This window comes from Streptomyces sp. NPDC052016 (genome assembly GCF_044548445.1).
Lineage (GTDB): Bacteria > Actinomycetota > Actinomycetes > Streptomycetales > Streptomycetaceae > Streptomyces.
Genome location: NZ_JBIUBX010000005.1, coordinates 169,749 through 184,830, shown reverse-complemented (window position 1 = coordinate 184,830; position 15,082 = coordinate 169,749). Strand labels below are relative to the sequence as shown.

General features: G+C 73.8%; 10 protein-coding genes. 5 read left to right on the top strand and 5 right to left on the bottom strand.

Going from position 1 to position 15,082, the window contains the following annotated elements:
• Positions 1–153: 153 nt before the first annotated feature.
• The 3 genes from ACIHAR_RS08860 to ACIHAR_RS08850 all read right to left on the bottom strand — a co-directional run bounded on the left by ACIHAR_RS08860 (position 154) and on the right by ACIHAR_RS08850 (position 6,233).
• A complete protein-coding gene (locus ACIHAR_RS08860) occupies positions 154–1,566 on the bottom strand; it encodes a PucR family transcriptional regulator (RefSeq protein ID WP_400018083.1) in 1,413 nt (470 codons plus the stop codon).
• Between the two features lie 139 nt (positions 1,567–1,705).
• Positions 1,706–5,065 (bottom strand): LuxR C-terminal-related transcriptional regulator, encoded by a 3,360-nt coding sequence (locus tag ACIHAR_RS08855; RefSeq protein WP_400018081.1) that lies wholly within the window; start codon positions 5,063–5,065, stop codon positions 1,706–1,708.
• Positions 5,066–5,336: 271 nt separating this feature from the next.
• Complete coding sequence (locus ACIHAR_RS08850) at positions 5,337–6,233, bottom strand: alpha/beta hydrolase (protein ID WP_400018230.1); 897 nt, start codon at positions 6,231–6,233, stop codon at positions 5,337–5,339.
• 971 nt (positions 6,234–7,204) lie between these two features.
• Here ACIHAR_RS08850 and ACIHAR_RS08845 point away from each other — a divergent pair.
• A complete protein-coding gene (locus ACIHAR_RS08845; RefSeq protein WP_400018079.1) occupies positions 7,205–8,449 on the top strand; it encodes a PucR family transcriptional regulator in 1,245 nt (414 codons plus the stop codon).
• A 56-nt stretch (positions 8,450–8,505) separates the two neighbouring features.
• Here ACIHAR_RS08845 and ACIHAR_RS08840 read toward each other — a convergent pair whose 3' ends face one another.
• A complete protein-coding gene (locus ACIHAR_RS08840) occupies positions 8,506–11,040 on the bottom strand; it encodes a DUF6185 family protein (protein WP_400018228.1) in 2,535 nt (844 codons plus the stop codon).
• Positions 11,041–11,387: 347 nt separating this feature from the next.
• Here ACIHAR_RS08840 and ACIHAR_RS08835 point away from each other — a divergent pair, with 347 nt between their 5' ends.
• From ACIHAR_RS08835 to ACIHAR_RS08820, 4 genes are all read left to right on the top strand, one after another.
• Complete coding sequence (locus ACIHAR_RS08835; protein ID WP_365457461.1) at positions 11,388–11,777, top strand: hypothetical protein; 390 nt, start codon at positions 11,388–11,390, stop codon at positions 11,775–11,777.
• A 210-nt stretch (positions 11,778–11,987) separates the two neighbouring features.
• Positions 11,988–13,316 (top strand): diaminopimelate decarboxylase, encoded by a 1,329-nt coding sequence (locus ACIHAR_RS08830; RefSeq protein WP_400018226.1) that lies wholly within the window; start codon positions 11,988–11,990, stop codon positions 13,314–13,316.
• Between the two features lie 44 nt (positions 13,317–13,360).
• Positions 13,361–13,588 carry a hypothetical protein gene (locus tag ACIHAR_RS08825; RefSeq protein WP_365457458.1) on the top strand — a complete coding sequence of 76 codons (228 nt, stop codon included), beginning with the start codon at positions 13,361–13,363 and terminating at the stop codon, positions 13,586–13,588.
• Between the two features lie 108 nt (positions 13,589–13,696).
• Positions 13,697–14,581, top strand: coding sequence for a Gfo/Idh/MocA family protein (locus ACIHAR_RS08820; RefSeq protein WP_400018076.1), 885 nt, complete (start codon positions 13,697–13,699; stop codon positions 14,579–14,581).
• Between the two features lie 21 nt (positions 14,582–14,602).
• Here the strand turns inward: ACIHAR_RS08820 and ACIHAR_RS08815 are convergent, their stop codons facing one another.
• Entirely contained in the window at positions 14,603–14,881 is a 279-nt protein-coding gene (locus tag ACIHAR_RS08815; RefSeq protein WP_365457452.1) for a GlsB/YeaQ/YmgE family stress response membrane protein, read from the bottom strand.
• Positions 14,882–15,082: the final 201 nt, after the last annotated feature.

Below are 15,082 nucleotides of genomic sequence, written 5' to 3'. Positions count from 1 at the left end.
CCGTGCCTCGGGGGACACGGCGCTTCGTGGGAAGGGGAGCTCACGACAGCACGGGGGCTACGCGCCGGTACAGGCGTGCGGGCGGGCTCGCTGCGCGGGCCCAGTGGGAGGTGGGCGGGGTTGTGCGCGCGCCCAGACGCCGGGTGGGTGTTCTCAGGGGGAGGACCGCGTCGCCAGCGCCAGGCTGATCTCCACCACGTCGGCCGGACGGGACAGGCAGCGGCCCGTCAGCTGTTCGTAGCGGCGCAGGCGGTTGAGGACGGTGTTGCGGTGGCAGTACAGCCGCTCCCCGGCCCGCTGTGCGGAGCCGTCGCACGCCAGCCAGGTGGCGAGCGTGTCCAGCAGGACGGCCGCGTCGGAGGGTTCGAGGGCGCGCAGCGGGCCGAGGACGCGCTCCGCGAGGGCGGCGGCGAGATCGGGCGAGGAGATCACCAGGGCCGCGGGGAGGTGTTCGGTCAGGCGGACAGTGCCGCCGGTCTGCGGGCACATGCGCAGCGCGGTGTCGGCGAGCCGGCGGGCGTCCCCGACGGCGGCCAGCCCCGACACGGCCGTGCTGACGCCCACGCGCGCGCCGCAGGAGGGGACGGCGCCGGCCGCCCCCGGACGCGGGGCCGCCGCCCGCCCGTGCTCATGCCCGTTCGCGTGTCTGTCCGTGTGCCTTTCCGTGCCCCTGCCGCCGCCCCTGTGGCCGTCGCCGCCGCCATGGCCGACGCCGTTGCCGGCGCCGACGACGCCAACGCCGCCGCCGTCACCGTCGCCCAGCAGGACTATGCCGTAGTCGACCTCCACGCCCGTGTGCCAGTGCACGCGCATCCCCCGCGCGGCGGCGGCGCGGGCCGCCGCGGCTTCGGACGGGGAGCCGCCGGCCACCGCCACGACCGCGTAGCGGCCCTGTTCGGGCAGGTCCAGTGCCTGAGCGGTCTCCGGGAGGTCGGCGATGCGGCTTGCGCCGTCGAGGAGGGCGGCGGCCAGCAGCCGCAGCCGGTTCTCGCGCCGCCAGGCCAGCTGCCGTTCGACCTGCCGGTAGGCGTCCGCGACGAGCGTGCAGTGCTCGTCGACGAAGTTCCACACGTCGGCCGCGACGTGCACGAGGAGGCGTACGTCCTCGGGAGCGGTCCGGGAGGTCTCCTCGACGAGGCGCTGCCAGACCAGGGAGCCGCCGAGCCGGAACGCGTGCAGCAGGGCGTCGAGCGGCAGGCCCTGTTCGGCGCGGGTCGCCCCGATCTTCCACGAGCAGCGGCGCGCCGCGTCCCGGCTGCCGCGCGGATCCAGCAGCGAGGCCACGCTGTGCCGCAGCGAGCGGTGGACCTCCTGCCAGGTGGCGCCCGGGTCGATCTCCACGGCCGCGCGGTAGGCCGGTTCCTGTTCCTGGATCACGGCGACCAGCCTGTCGGTGAGGTCGGGCAGATCGTCCAGCAGCACCCGGGCGGCGCGGTGCAGGACGTCCAGGGCGTCGGCGTCGATCAGTGAGCGGACGCGCGGCGGGCGCGGTCGCAGGGCCGGTCCTGCCGCTCCGCCCGGTCCTGCCGGACGCAACGCGGTTCTTGGCCGCAGGGCGTGGTGCATCGCGGTCCTCCCCCAGGTTCGGTGTGCCGGCGGCCCCGCGCGGCGGGGCTCCTCCCGGCTCCGGGTCGGCCGTGGAGTCCGCGCGGTCCCGCCGTCGGGTCGTCCTGCCCCGCAGGATGACATACCGTCCGGTCGGTCCCTAGGGGTGTGCACCGCTCTTTTCGGCCTGTTCGACCAGCCGGGCCAGTTCGACGCGGGAGCGCACGCCGAGCGCGGCGAAGACCTTGCGCAGGTGGTAGTCGACGGTACGGGTGCTGACGGACAGGGTCAGGGCCACCTCCCGGTTGGTGGCACCCTCGGCGACGCACCGCGCGATGCGCAGTTGCTGTGGGGTCAGCAGGGACAGACCGGTCGGGGCCCGGGTCCCGCTCGGGGAGACGCCGTTGGCGCGCAACTCGGCGCGGGTCTGCTCCGCCCAGGCGCGGGCCCCGCAGCGTTCGAAGCCGACCAGGGCGGCGCCGAGGCGGTCGCGTGCCTCGCCGAGCCGGCGACGGCGGCGCAGCCACTTGCCGTGGAGGAGTTCGGTCCGGGCCCGTTCGAAGTCACCGCCCGCCGCTTCGTGCAGGTCGAGGGCGCGCAGGTAGAGCGCGTCCGCCCGGTCCGGCGGGGCCAGCAGGGCACGGCAGCGCAGCAGTTGGGCGGGGGCCTGCGGGTCGGCTCCGAAACCGGCCCACCGGGCGAGGTCCTCGACGATGGCCGAGGCTCCGTCGGGGCGTCCGGCGGACACGGCCGCCTCCACGAAACAGGGTGCAGCGAGCATCCAGACCGCGAAGTGACCGCGTCGGCGGCCCGGCCGCACCAGCGGTCCGAGCCGGTCCGCCGCCTCGCGGGGCCGGCCGCGGCCCAGGTCCGCCCGGGCCGTCGCCCACTCCGCGAGGGTCGCGGCCTGGGCGAGTCCGTGGCGCCGGGCGACGGCCAGCGCGGCCGCCACGTGCCCGGCGACCAGGTCGGTCTCGCCCTCGATGGACGCGGCCAGCGCCAGGACGGCGTGGTGGTGGGCGGCGGTGTTGCGCTGCCGGGCCCCCTGGGCCGCGCGCAGTCCTTCCTCCGCGTGGGTACGGGCCAGGGCGTGCCGTCCGGCGCGCAGTTCGACGTACGCGAGGTACTCCCGCGCCCTGGGGACCGCCGGGGCGGTGCCGAGCGTGCGGGCGGCGGCCAGCGCCCGCGCCCCGGCGCGGCGCCCGGCGTCGAGGTCGCCCAGCATCAGCGCCGCGGCCGCCGCGCGCAGCGCCTCCCCCGGATCGCCGCTTCCCTCCGCGCGCTCCACCACGCGCCGCAGCGGCTCGGCCGCCGCCAGGAAGTCCCCCTCGAGCAGGGCACGCATCCCACGCCGGTAGTCACGGACAACCGCCACACCCCCGACGGGGCCCGGACCCCCCACGACGCACTCACGCGACGCAGCGCCCCCGGCCCCGTCGCCGTCGCCGTCGCCGTCGCCGTCGACACCATCGCCCACGTCGGCGCCCACCGGGGCACCGGAACTCACGCCGACTGCCCCGCCCGCGCCGACATCCACGCAGCCGACCAGGCCCGGCCCTCCCACGACGCGCTCACCCGAAGCCACGCCCCCGCCCCCGTCGGCACCATCGCCCGCACCGGCACCCACCGGGGCACCGGAACCCACGCCGACTGCCCCACCCGCACCGACATCCACGCCCCCGACCAGGCCCGGCCCTCCCACGACGCGCTCACCCGAAGCCACGCCCCCACCCCCGTCGGCACCATCGCCCGCACCGGCACCCACGCCGACTGCCCCGCCCGCGCCTACATCCACGACGCCGACCAGGCCCGGCCCTGCCGTGACGCGCTCACCCGATGCCGCCAGAGCTCGCAGGCAGCCGGCCGGGTCGCCCGCGGCCCACGCCGCGTCCGATGCGGCGAGCGCTGCGGCCTCCGCCTGCCCGGGGGCTCGCTCGGCGAGCAGGGAGGTGGCGAGCAGGAGGGAGGCCCGGGCCTCGTCGACCGGCCCGTCGTGCAGCATGGTCGTCCCGCGCAGCAACTCGGCACGACCCCGCACGACGGCGGGCGCCCCGACGGTCCGGGCCGCGTCGAGCAGCCGTGTCGCGCGGTGGGAGCGCCCGGCGAACAGGGCCTGTTCCGCGGCGGCCGTGTACCACTCGGCGCGCCGCGGGGTGTCGTCGGCCAGCTCGGCGGCCCGCGTGTACGCGGCGCACCGCAGGCCGTGCGGAACGGAAGCGGTCGGGTCGGCCGCCGCGGCCGCCAGTTCGGCCGCGAGCCGTGGAGCGGCACCCGCCCCGGCCCCCGTTTCGGCCCACGCACGGTGCAGCAGCGTACGGAGCACCGGGCCCTCGCTCTCCAAGGCGTGGGCCAGCGCACGGTGTACGGCCCGGCGCCGCGCGGTCGGCGCCCCCGCGTACACCGCCCTGCGCAGCAGCTCGCTGTGGAAGCGCACCTCTCCGTCGGCGACGGCGAGCAGGTCGGGCAGCGGATCGGCGGATGCCCGGCGGCCGCCGTCGTGGAGCCGCTCCATGGCGCGGAGGAGGAGGCCGATGCCGACGGCCGGGTGCTCCGTGGCCTCGGCCGTCCCCACGGTCCCGGTGTACCCGGCGTTCACCGGGTTCCCGGCGTCCATCGGGTTCCCGGCGTCCATCGGGTTCCCGGCGTCCCGTACCGCGGCCGCCACCGTCAGCAGGACGTCGTGCTGCTCGGGCGTCTGTCCGGACAGCAGCCCGCCGACCAGGCCCGTCAGCACCTCGCCGTCCGCGAGCGGGAGGGGCAGGGGCCGCTCGCCCCGCAACTGGGCGGGAGAGAGCCGCCGGACGACGGCCAGCAGCAGCGCCGGGTTGCCCTGGGCCGCGTCCACCACGTCGTCCCGTACGCCCGAGGCGACGGCCCCGTCCGTCGCCTCGTCCAGCAGGGCGGCCGCCTCCTCCGAGGAGAGCGGGTCGATCCACAGCAGCGGCAGTCCGGCGAACTCCGGGCCGGGCGGGCGGTGTCCGGGGACGCTCAGGAGCAGGCGCACGTTCTCCGTGCCGCCCAGGCGTGCGGCGGCGTGGCCCAGGGCGGCGCGGGACGGCGCGTCCCACAGGTGCGCGTCGTCGACGCACACCAGCAAGGGGATGGTGGCGGCGCGCAGTGTGTCCAGCAGCGCCCCTCCCGACGACCCCGCGGGCACGCGCCCGGTGGCCTCGCCGAGGGCGCCCAGCAACGTGCGCAGACCGCTGCCGGGGACGGCCGCCCGCGCCGGGTCGGCCCGGACGTGCACCACGGCGCCGGTGGTTCCGTCGGCACCGGAGGCCACGGGTGCCCCGGCGGCCACGGGCGCCAGGGCGGGTACGGGCGTCCCGGTGACCGTCCGTGGCCTGGAGGCCCCGGAGGCCCTGGAGGCCCCCGAAGCCCCCGAGGCCCCGGTCGCCTTGTAGGCTCCACGACGGAAGGCGCGGGCCGCCGAGTCGAGGAACCACGTGCGGCCGCAACCGGGTTCGCCTGTCACGACCCGTACGCACCCGCCCTGCACGCTCGTCTGGGGTCCGGTCATTCCCGCGACGTTACGCACGCGTAACGAGAGACGGAAGGCGTGCGTCCACACCGGCGGGGAAGCGCTTTCGAGCTGTGGCCTGCGCGTTCACGGACGACGGACGGGATGTGGATTGTGCTGCTGCCCAACGTCCGGCGGCTCGTGGCGTGCACGGGCACAACGCCGACAGCGGCGGTCGCGCGGAGTGCGCGGCCGCCGCTCGCCCGGCGCGGGAGCGGGCCGTGGATCGTGGGCCCTTGGTCCTCGGGCCTTCGGCCGTGGGCCGTTGACGTCAGGAGCCGTGCGGGCAGTTGCCCCGGTACTCCTCGATCGTCAGGCTCGGCCGCGGCAGCGGGCACAGGAACTGCTCGTAGCGGGTGTCGTTGTCGATGAACCGCTTCAGCCACGAAATGCTGTACTTCGCGATCGTCGTGTCCGACGTGTTCGGGGTGAAGTGGGTGGCGCCGTTCAACTCCAGGTAGGCACGGTCCAGCCCGGAAGGCAGGGAGGCGTAGAACGGCTCGGAGTGGCTGGCCACGGGGGCGATCGTGTCGCCGTCCGCACCGATGATGAGGGTGGGCGTGCTGATCTCCGGCCAGGTCTTGTCGAGGTTCCACGGCGTGAGCGGGATCGCGGCCTGGAGAGAGGGCCGTGTCTTGGCCGCCTCGAGGCTGCCGCCGCCGCCCATGGAGTGACCCATGACGCCGAGCCGGGTGGCGTCGATCCGGCCGCGGACGGAGCTGCTTCGTGTGAGGTAGTCCAGGGCCGCGAGCAACTGGCGGCCACGGGAGTCGGGTTGGTCCACCGTGGTGTTCGTGTCGATGGTGAAGACGACGAAGCCCTGGGAGGCCAGGCGCGGTCCCAGCCAGGCGATGGAGGACTGGGTGGCGGTGAAGCCGGGTGAGACGGCGACCGCCCCGAAGGTGCCGTCGGCGGTGCTGGTCGGGTAGTAGATGGTGCCCCCGCCGAAGCCGGTGACGGCCAGTGAGGAGACGGAGGTCTGCGAGACGGCGTAGGGGCCCCGCAGTGCCTCGATGCTCGCGTTGGTCGGCGCCGGGCCGCGTTCGTAGGGGTTGTCCGCGGCCTGCGCCCCGGGGCCGCTGAGGGTGGTGAGGCCGACGACCGCGGCGATCGCCGCCGCCAGGCCGGCGATCCGGCCGGGCCTGCGGTGGTTGGTGCGGGTGGACACGTGAGGGGTGGCACCGGTGCGCGCTTGCTGCTGCACGACGAGTCGTCCTCTCTGTCGCGACGGCCCGCCCGGACGGGCGGGCCCGTTGACGGGCTGGCGGTGCCACTGTCGGAGGGACGTGGTGGTGGGGGGATCGGCAATGTCACCGGTCTTCCGGACGACGGAGGTGTCGAGGGCCGGAGATGGCCCGGGCGACGGGCGACGAAAGGCCGGGGACTTATCCTCGTCGGCGACGGCGCGACACCCGTCGCACCGCCGACAGCGGGAGAGCAGGCCGGTGAACGAGGAACCCCCAGTCCCGGACGGCGCCGACCGCAACACCTCGCCCCCGGACGCCGCCAACGGCGAGACCTCCGCCCGGGACAGCGCCACCCGCAAGACCCCGGCCCCCGAGGACGCCACCCACAACACCTCGACGCCGGACGCCGCCAACCGCGAGACCCGGGCCCGGGACAGCGCCACCCGCAAGACCCCGGCCCCCGAGGACGCCACCCGCAACACCTCGGCCCCGCGGGACGCCACCCACAACACCTCGACGCCGGACTGCGCCACCCGAAACACCCCAGCCCCGAACGGCCCGTCCTACGGCACCCACCCCCCGGACGCCCCGCCCCCGACCCTGCGGTCCCTGCTCGCCTTCGAGGACGGCAACGCGCTGCGCCTGCTGTGCGCGCCCGCCGTGCCGGACGCGGTCGTACGCCGAGTCGCTCTCGGCATGGACGACCTGACGTCCTCTCAGCCGGGCACGCTCCTGCTGGCCGTCGGAGCCCCCGCGGACGCCGCGACCGTGCGGGAGGCCGCCCGGCGCGGCGCGTGCGCCGTGGTCCTGGGGGACGCGGGCGCGACCGGTGAGAAGCTGGTGGCGGCGGCCCGGGAGACGGGAGTGGCCCTGCTGGTCCGCGCCGAGGGCGCCGACTGGGCGGAGGCGGCCGCGCTGCTCAGGTCGGCCCTGAGCTATGTCTCCGCGGGGGATGCCGAAGCCTCCGACGTGTCGCGCGGCCCGGAGACGATCGGGTCCCTCGCGGCCCTGGCGGCCCGCGTCGCGGGGTACGTGCGGGGGTCGATCACGATCGAGGACACGAGCTTGCGCGTCCTGGCCCACTCCGCGACGGGTCCTGACGCCGACCCGCTGCGCCGCGCCGTCATCCTCGGCGGCCGGGTGCCCGAGTGGCGGGTCGCAGGAGCTGCGCCGCAGTGGCCTGCTGCGCGCGCTGTGGACCTCGGGGGACGTCCTGCACCGGCCCGCCGACGGCGACACGCCCGAGCGGCTGGTCGTCGCGGTCCGCAGCGGGCGGGAGGTCCTCGGTTCGATCTGGGCCGCCGCGGACGGCAAGGCCCTCGCCCCGGACGCCGCGCGCCATCTGCGGACGGCCGCCGGACTGGCCGCCCCGCTCCTCGTACGCGAGCGGCTGCGCGAGAGCGGTACGGCGCACCGGCGGGAGGCCGCGCTGCGCGGTCTGCTGCACGGCCTCGGGGACCGCCGTACGCACGCGTGGTCCCTGGGCCTGTCCCCGGACGCGCCCTGTGCGGTGGTGGTGGCCGAGCGGGAGGCGAGCGGGCCGGTGGACGACCGGTCCCTGGACGTCCTCGTGCTGGAGCTGGCGGCGCACCGGCCCGGGACCGGGGTGCTGCGGGACGGGGACCGGCTGACCCTGCTGCTCACGGGCGACGGCTCCGCCGCGGACCACGAGGCCGCCGTCCTGGCCGTCGTACGGGAACTCGACGCGGTGGTGGCGTCGCTGCCGGGTGGCGCCGCGGTGTGGCTGGGTGCGGGTCCCGTCGTGCCGCCGGAGCGGGCGGCGGAGTCGCACGAGCGGGCGACGCTGGTGGTCAGGGCGCTGCGGGAACGGGAGAGGCGGGCTCTGGCGGGCGGACAGCCCCGGCCGCCGCGGTACGCGGACGCGGGCGGCGCGGGGCCGGCGCTGGAGGTGCTGCGCGTCCTGGACGCGGTGCGTCCGGTGTGGGAGTCCGGGAGCGGCCCGGTGCACGATCTGATCCGCACGGACCTCGCCACCGGCGGCGACCTGGTGCGGACCCTGGCCGCCTACCTCGACGCCGGCGGCGACGTCCCGGCGGCGGCCCGCCGTCTCGTCGTGCACCCCAACACGCTGCGCTACCGCCTCGGCCGACTGCGGGAGCGCCACGGCGTCGACCTGGACGACCCCGACACCCGGCTCTTGCTGATCCTCGCGGCGCGGCTCGGCGGGTCTTCCTGATCCCTTCCGCCGGGGGGACTGTCGGCCGGGTCGCGCCAGGCACCGGCCCGCGTCGGCTAGAACGGCGGGTCGGAGTCGCTTGCGGCCAACTGGATCCAGATGGAAGCCGCCACGCCCGCCTGGGTGAGGAGGTAGGCGATCTGTGTGGAGATGCCGCGCAGTTGGTAGATCGACAGCAGCAGGCCCAGGCGGGTGGGCCAGAACTTCCTCTCGCCGCTGAAGGTCGCCATGTCCATCCAGATACTGGTCAGAGTGAGGACGCTGAGCATGAGGAGGACGTGGAGCAGTGCGTACCCGGCGTTGGTGTCGGCGACGTTGACGAAGAGGGCGGCCACGCCGATCGGTGCGGCATAGCCGACGGTGACGGCCACGGCGCGCACGGGACCGCGGGAACCGGGCAGCACACGCCACAACGCTCCAAGGAAGAAGCCCGCCGCCGCCCAGGCAAGCTGCCATACGGCGAGGTTCGCCGCGATCTCGACGAGTCCGATGGGGTGGTGTTGCGTGACCAGCCGGGTTCTGGAATCCCTGAGGTAGTCCAGCCAGGTGAGGGCAAGGGTGGCCGGGACCCCGAACCAGAAGGCCAGACGCGCGGCGTGCCGTGCGTTGTCCCACCAGTGGTCCCTCGGTCCCCAGCTCAGGGCGACGTCCAGCACGGACACACGGTCCGGTAGCCGGCCGTCGGCTGGTTCACAACGCAGCCACTCGTGCACGTCACGCAGTTGGTCTTCCAGCTTCTCGCGCTCCGCGCTCCCCTCGTGTCCCCGGTCCATCAACATCAGTTGATGGTGCACCCTGCGATACAGATGGGCCTTTTCCAGCAGTTGTTCGCGACACTGCTCGGAACCCGGCCTCGTGGGACTGAACCCTTCGGGCATGCGAGCCAGCACCGACCATGGCCCGGTCACCACCCGTAGGGCGTACAGGGAGAGGATGGTCAGCGGGAGCCAGACCCCGTACAGGGCGGCGGAGCCTGCCAGGGGCACCTGTCGCAAGCCCACGACAAAAGCGAAGAGCAGGGTCACCAACAGGAAATCCTGCTTCAGCGGCTCCAGTTCCGGCGGTAGCTTGCCCGCCGGCCGCTCGGCCCTGACCCGGGTGCGCAGGAACGCCAGGAACGCGACGCCCGCCAGCACCCACGCATAGGAGTAGACCCACCTGATGCCGGTCGCCCAGAAAGCCGCGAGGAACTCGCCCTGGTCGATGGTGCGGAGGTTCGGGGTGGCACCGCTGAGCCAGGTCTGCCGCTCCCATTGGCGCACGCGAGCCCACCAGAAGCAGGTGAGCATCGCTCCTGCCATCAGCAACAGGACGACCGTCACGACCACCACGCAGAGGACGGGCGATTTCGCCCAGGCCGGCGCCAATCTCCTGACCAGTCCTCCTTCCTGCGCGAAGCGCCATGCCCACGCCACCATCGCCGCGAGCCACAGCCACATCACCGCCGTTCCCATCAAGGCGAGCCCAGCCAGGGCCAGGGAGGACTGCGACGTCTGCGGCACCAGGTTCGGCAGCCCGAAGAGCCGAGGCGCCAAGGCCACCAGCAAGCCGACCGAGGCGACCACCGAAGCCGCCGTCAGCACGGCGCGGGCATGGCGGCGCCGGGAGGTTCTCAGGTCGGCCGGGCCCGCGGCCTCGGATCCGTGCGCGTCCGGAGTCGGGACGGGTGACCACGGGAAGGCAAGGACGATCATGACCAGCCCGGCCGCGATACTGATGATCGTGTAGCGAGGCTGCACGTCGGCTGTGGGTGGTCCCGGAATCACCTCGAGCAGGATCAGGGCGACCGCCGCACTGAGCCCGGCCCACACCAGAGCCGCCCACGTCAGGCTCCTGCTGGGTCCGCCCTCGCCGCCCCTGTGAACCCGCCACCACAGCCACCGGCCGGACGACGCTCGCTCCGGCGGCCACCGGTACCTGACGGCCGCCACCACGATCAGCAGTGATGCGGCCACCCACCAGGTGGCGATGCGTACCTGACTCGACGAGGCCTGTCGGGACGCTCTCGCGGCGAAGGAGTCCTGCCAAGGCGGCTCGAAGGAGACCCGCATCCCCAGCGGCCACTGCCCGGTCCATACCAGGCTGCCGTCGCCGGCGGAAGCCGCAGGCGGAACAACGCGGTGGGCATCCAGGTCACCCAGCTTCACCTCGACGCGATCCCAGCGGACGTTCACCAACGCCTTCGGCGGCCGGAGTTCGATCCGCCACTCCTCTTCCCCCTTGCTGATCACCCACGGTCCCACCCGCGACGGCCCTTCACGTTCCACCCAGGTGACCGCCTCGTACTCCACCGTGATCCAGCCGCGTTGCGCCGTCACCTCCGGATCGCGGAAGCGCCACTCGTGCCTGCGGCCGTACCTGACTTCCTCCGGTCCACGGAACAGGCAACGCATGGCTTCTCGATACCCCGGAGTTTCCTCACCGAGCATCAGACCAGGCGCGAGATCCCAGCCGTGCACAGGGACCTTGACAGTCGTATTCACCTGCGCTTCCACAAGCATTCGCCCATGGTGATGGAATCGAATGACGGCATTCTCGACGCGAGCTTTGACCTGGTCCGTGCGGCAGGCGTCCCGAGCGGCTCCCAGCACCTCGGCCGGCCACAGACCCCACCACCCCACAGTGAAGACGAGCAGTGAAATCCAGCGTCTCCACCGGACCTTTCCCACGGCACACCCCGTTCATCCAGCCCAAAGAAAATCGGTCGTCGAAGTGTGCAGGACCTTAATCGCGAGAGTCCGCCTTCCTCCGAAGACACGCACCGAGATTCCGGGGTTCGACCCCGGTGGCGCATCCGAATAACCGTTGACACGCATTAGTGGAATGGTTCTACAGTTGAAACGGAAAGGGAAACCTTTCTTCTCCCATTGCAGGAATGCAATTCGGGATTCAGCATGTAAGTGAAATCAGGTGACTTACTTGACGGGAGGAAAAGATCATGACGAACGAGAAGTCGACCGCCACACGCCGGCCCCTCCCCCGCTTCGAAGAAGTGGAAGGGCTCGGTCCGCGGGACACGGAGTTCGTGCGGGACCTCGTCGAGGTGCTGGAGAGGCACGGCAATCTGGACCGCTTCGGCCTGTGCCTGCTGCACGATCACTTCCCTGTCGAGGCCGACGAGGTCGTCGTGGAGACCAACGATCCGGCCACGCGCACACTCCACGCCCACGTGGAGAAGATCGGTGACACCGGGCACGTGAAGGCCTCGCAGTGGCGGTTCGTGCCGAAGACCCACCGCTTGCGCGGCGCGGACGTCGACGAGGACGCCTATCAGGTGGTCCAGCTGTGCGACCCCCTCGACCTGTGCCCCGGACAGGACCGGCCCTGAGGTTGTGCGCCCCGACGAAAGTCCCGTCCGTCCTTGTGCGAGCCGACGAAGACGGACGGTCCCGAAGCGACGAACCTGGAAGCGACCGCCCGTGCCCGGCGCGCCGAAGGAGATCAGGACGTGTCGCTCCCCACCGAGAACGCCACCACGAACGCCACCGCGAAGCCCACCGAGAACGCCCTCGAGCCCGCCGACGAGTACAGCGTCGAGATCGGCGCGGCGCGCGTCGCCCCCGTCGTCCGCCGGGCCGTCGCCAACGGGCTGCTGGGCGAGGACCGGCCGCTGGCCGGGTTCGTCGACGTCCAGGGCGTGCGCGACAGCGTCGCCGGTCTGCACGAGGCCTTCGCAGCGGTACCGGACGTGCTGCACACCTTCGCGGCCAAGGCCTGTGCGCTCGTGCCTGTGCTGCGGCTGCTCGCCGACACCGGGATGGGCTGCGAGGTGGCGAGCCCGGGAGAACTGCGGCTGGCACTGGACGCCGGTTTCGAGCCGGCCCGCATCGTGCTGGACTCCCCCGCGAAGACCCGCTCCGAGATCCGCGAGGCGCTCGCCCTCGGCATCGCCGTCAACGCCGACAACCTCGCCGAGTTGGAACGCGTCGACGCGCTGCGCCCGGCGGACTGCGCGTCGGTCGTCGGGCTGCGGGTGAACCCGCAGGTCGGCAGCGGAACCATCGGGGCGATGAGCACCGCGACGGAGCACTCGAAGTTCGGCGTGGCGCTGCGCGATCCCGGCGCCCGCACCCGGGTCGTCGAGGCCTGCGCGCGCCGGCCGTGGCTGACCCGGCTGCACGCGCATGTCGGCTCCCAGGGGTGCCCCCTGCCGCTGATCGCCGAGGGCCTCGCTGCCCTCCACCACCTCGCCGAGGAGATCAACGCCCGCGTCGGCCACCGGCAGATCACGAGCCTCGACCTCGGCGGCGGCCTCCCGGTGAACTTCATCGACGACGCCGTCACCCCCACCTACGCCGACTACGTCGCCGCGCTCACCGACGCCGAACCGGCCCTGCTGGACGGCCGCTACGAACTGGTCACCGAGTTCGGCCGCTCCCTCCTCGCCAAGAACGGCTTCCTCGCCGCCCGTGTGGAGTACGTCAAGGACGCGGGCGGCCGCCGCATCGCCGTCACCCACGCCGGCGCGCAGGTCGCCACCCGCACCGTCCTCATGCCGGGTGCCTGGCCGCTGCGGGTGTCCGCCCACGGCCCGGACGGCACGCCGAAGCGGACCGCGCCGCTGCGGCAGGACGTCGCCGGCCCGCTCTGCTTCGCCGGGGACGTGGTGGCGCACGAGCGCGCCCTGCCCGAACTCGCCGAGGGCGACCTGGTCGTGCTGCACGACACGGGCGCCTACTACTTCTCCGCGCCCTGGGCGTACAACAGCATGCCCCGGCCCGGCGTGTACGGGTACCTGCTGCGCGACGACCGGGTCACGCTCGCCACGGTCCGTCAGGCGCAGACGGTGCGGGAGATCTCCGCGGAGAGCGGACTGGCCCAGGCGGACGCGCTGCTGACCGGCTTCACGGCTCCCTCACCGTCCTGACGGCGTTCCCGCGCATCAGGTGCTCGATTCGGAGCACCCGCATCGTGTCGCCTGACGAGGAGAACACCGTGCTGTGGGTCGCCGTACTGCTGCTGCCGCTGCTGTCCGTCCTGCTCGTGGTCATGGATCGCGTCGAGGACCGCCTGTTCACCCCCGCCCCGGCCAAGCCGCGGCATGCCGCGCGCAAGCGGCATCTGCGGCTGGTCCGAGGTGCCGCCGAGAGCGGGGAGCCGGCCACGAACGACGGCCGGTCGGAGCCCCGGGCGGCCTGACCGGCCCCGGGCTCCCTGCGGCGCCGCCCGTGTGCGAGGCTCGCTCACGGACGGCGCCGCCCACGGTGTCGGCCGCCACCTCCTCCGGCAGCAGGGAGAGTCAGCGACATGCGTATCGGTCTGCTCGGCACCGGCCCCTGGGCGCAGATGGTCCACGCCCCCGTTCTGAGCACCCACGAGGACCTCGACTTCGTGGGTGTGTGGGGCCGCCGCCCCGCCGCCGCGAAGGAACTGGCCGACCGTCACGGCACCCGCGCCTACGACGACGTCGACGCGCTGCTCGCGGAGGTGGACGCGGTCGCGGTCGCGCTGCCCCCGGACGTCCAGGCGGACCTCGCGGTGCGTGCCGCCGGGGCCGGCTGTCATCTCCTGCTCGACAAGCCCGTCGCCGCGACGGCGGCGGGGGCCCGGGCGGTGGCGTCGGCGGTCCAGGAGGCGGGAGTCGCCTCGGTGGTCTTCTTCACCACCCGCTTCCTGCCGGAGCCCGAGGCCTGGATAGCTCAACAGGCCTCCGCGGGCGGGTGGTTCACGGGCAACGCCCACTGGCTCGGGGCGGTGTTCACAGGGGACAGCCCGTTCGCCACGCCCTGGCGGAGGGAGAAGGGCGCCCTGTGGGACGTGGGGCCGCACGCGCTGTCCGTGCTGCTCCCGGTCCTGGGCGACGTGCGTCGGGTGTCGGCCGCCGGGCGGGGCCCCGGGGACACCGTGCACGTGGTGCTGGACCACGCCGGTGGCGCCTCCAGCACGCTGACGCTCAGTCTGACGGCCCCGCCGTCGGCGTCGGGTTCCGGCGTCGAGATCCGCGGCAAGGCGGGGGTGGTACGGCTGCCCGAGAGCTCCTCGGACGCCGTGACCGCGTTCGGCCGGGCCGCGGACGCACTGGGCGCCGCGGCCCGGGACGGCCGTCCGCACGCGTGTGACGCGGCGTTCGGCCTGCGTGTCACCGAGGTACTCGCCGAGGCCGAGGCCCGGTTGGACGGCGGCGCCGGCTGAGTACGCGGTGGTCGAGGCCGGTCAGGCGTGCCGGTGTGTGCGCCGGTTGCCGGTGACGGCCCGGTACAGGACCAGCAGGATGAGCGAGCCGACGATCGCGGCGATCCAGGTGGACAGATCGAAGAATCCGTCGATCGAGTCCACGCCGAAGATCACCTTGCCCAGCCAGCCGCCCAGCAGACCGCCGACGATGCCGATGAGCATGGTGACGATGATGCCGCCCGGGTCCTTCCCGGGCAGCAGCAGCTTGGCGATGGCACCGGCGAGCAGGCCTATCAGAATCCAGGCGATGATGCCCACGGTTCCTCCCGTCTCCGTCGGAAAACGTGTACGTCTCCCGAATGCACGGACACGGCGTTCGCAAACCTGTCGACAACGCCTTGGCCGTCCTCGAACGGCGAGCCGCTCCACGGGAACCAGGCCCGGTCCCCCTCGACGTGCAGCAGGAACTCGGGGACCGGGCCGTCGGGGGAGGTGAGCGGGAAGCGCCTCCGCATTGCG

Coding starts and splice junctions, on each gene's coding strand:
- ACIHAR_RS08860 (WP_400018083.1), bottom strand. CDS start 1,566: ATGCACCACGCCCTGCGGCCAAGAACCGCGTTGCGTCCGGCAGGACCG.
- ACIHAR_RS08855 (WP_400018081.1), bottom strand. CDS start 5,065: ATGACCGGACCCCAGACGAGCGTGCAGGGCGGGTGCGTACGGGTCGTG.
- ACIHAR_RS08845 (WP_400018079.1), top strand. CDS start 7,205: ATGCCGAAGCCTCCGACGTGTCGCGCGGCCCGGAGACGATCGGGTCCC.
- ACIHAR_RS08835 (WP_365457461.1), top strand. CDS start 11,388: ATGACGAACGAGAAGTCGACCGCCACACGCCGGCCCCTCCCCCGCTTC.
- ACIHAR_RS08820 (WP_400018076.1), top strand. CDS start 13,697: ATGCGTATCGGTCTGCTCGGCACCGGCCCCTGGGCGCAGATGGTCCAC.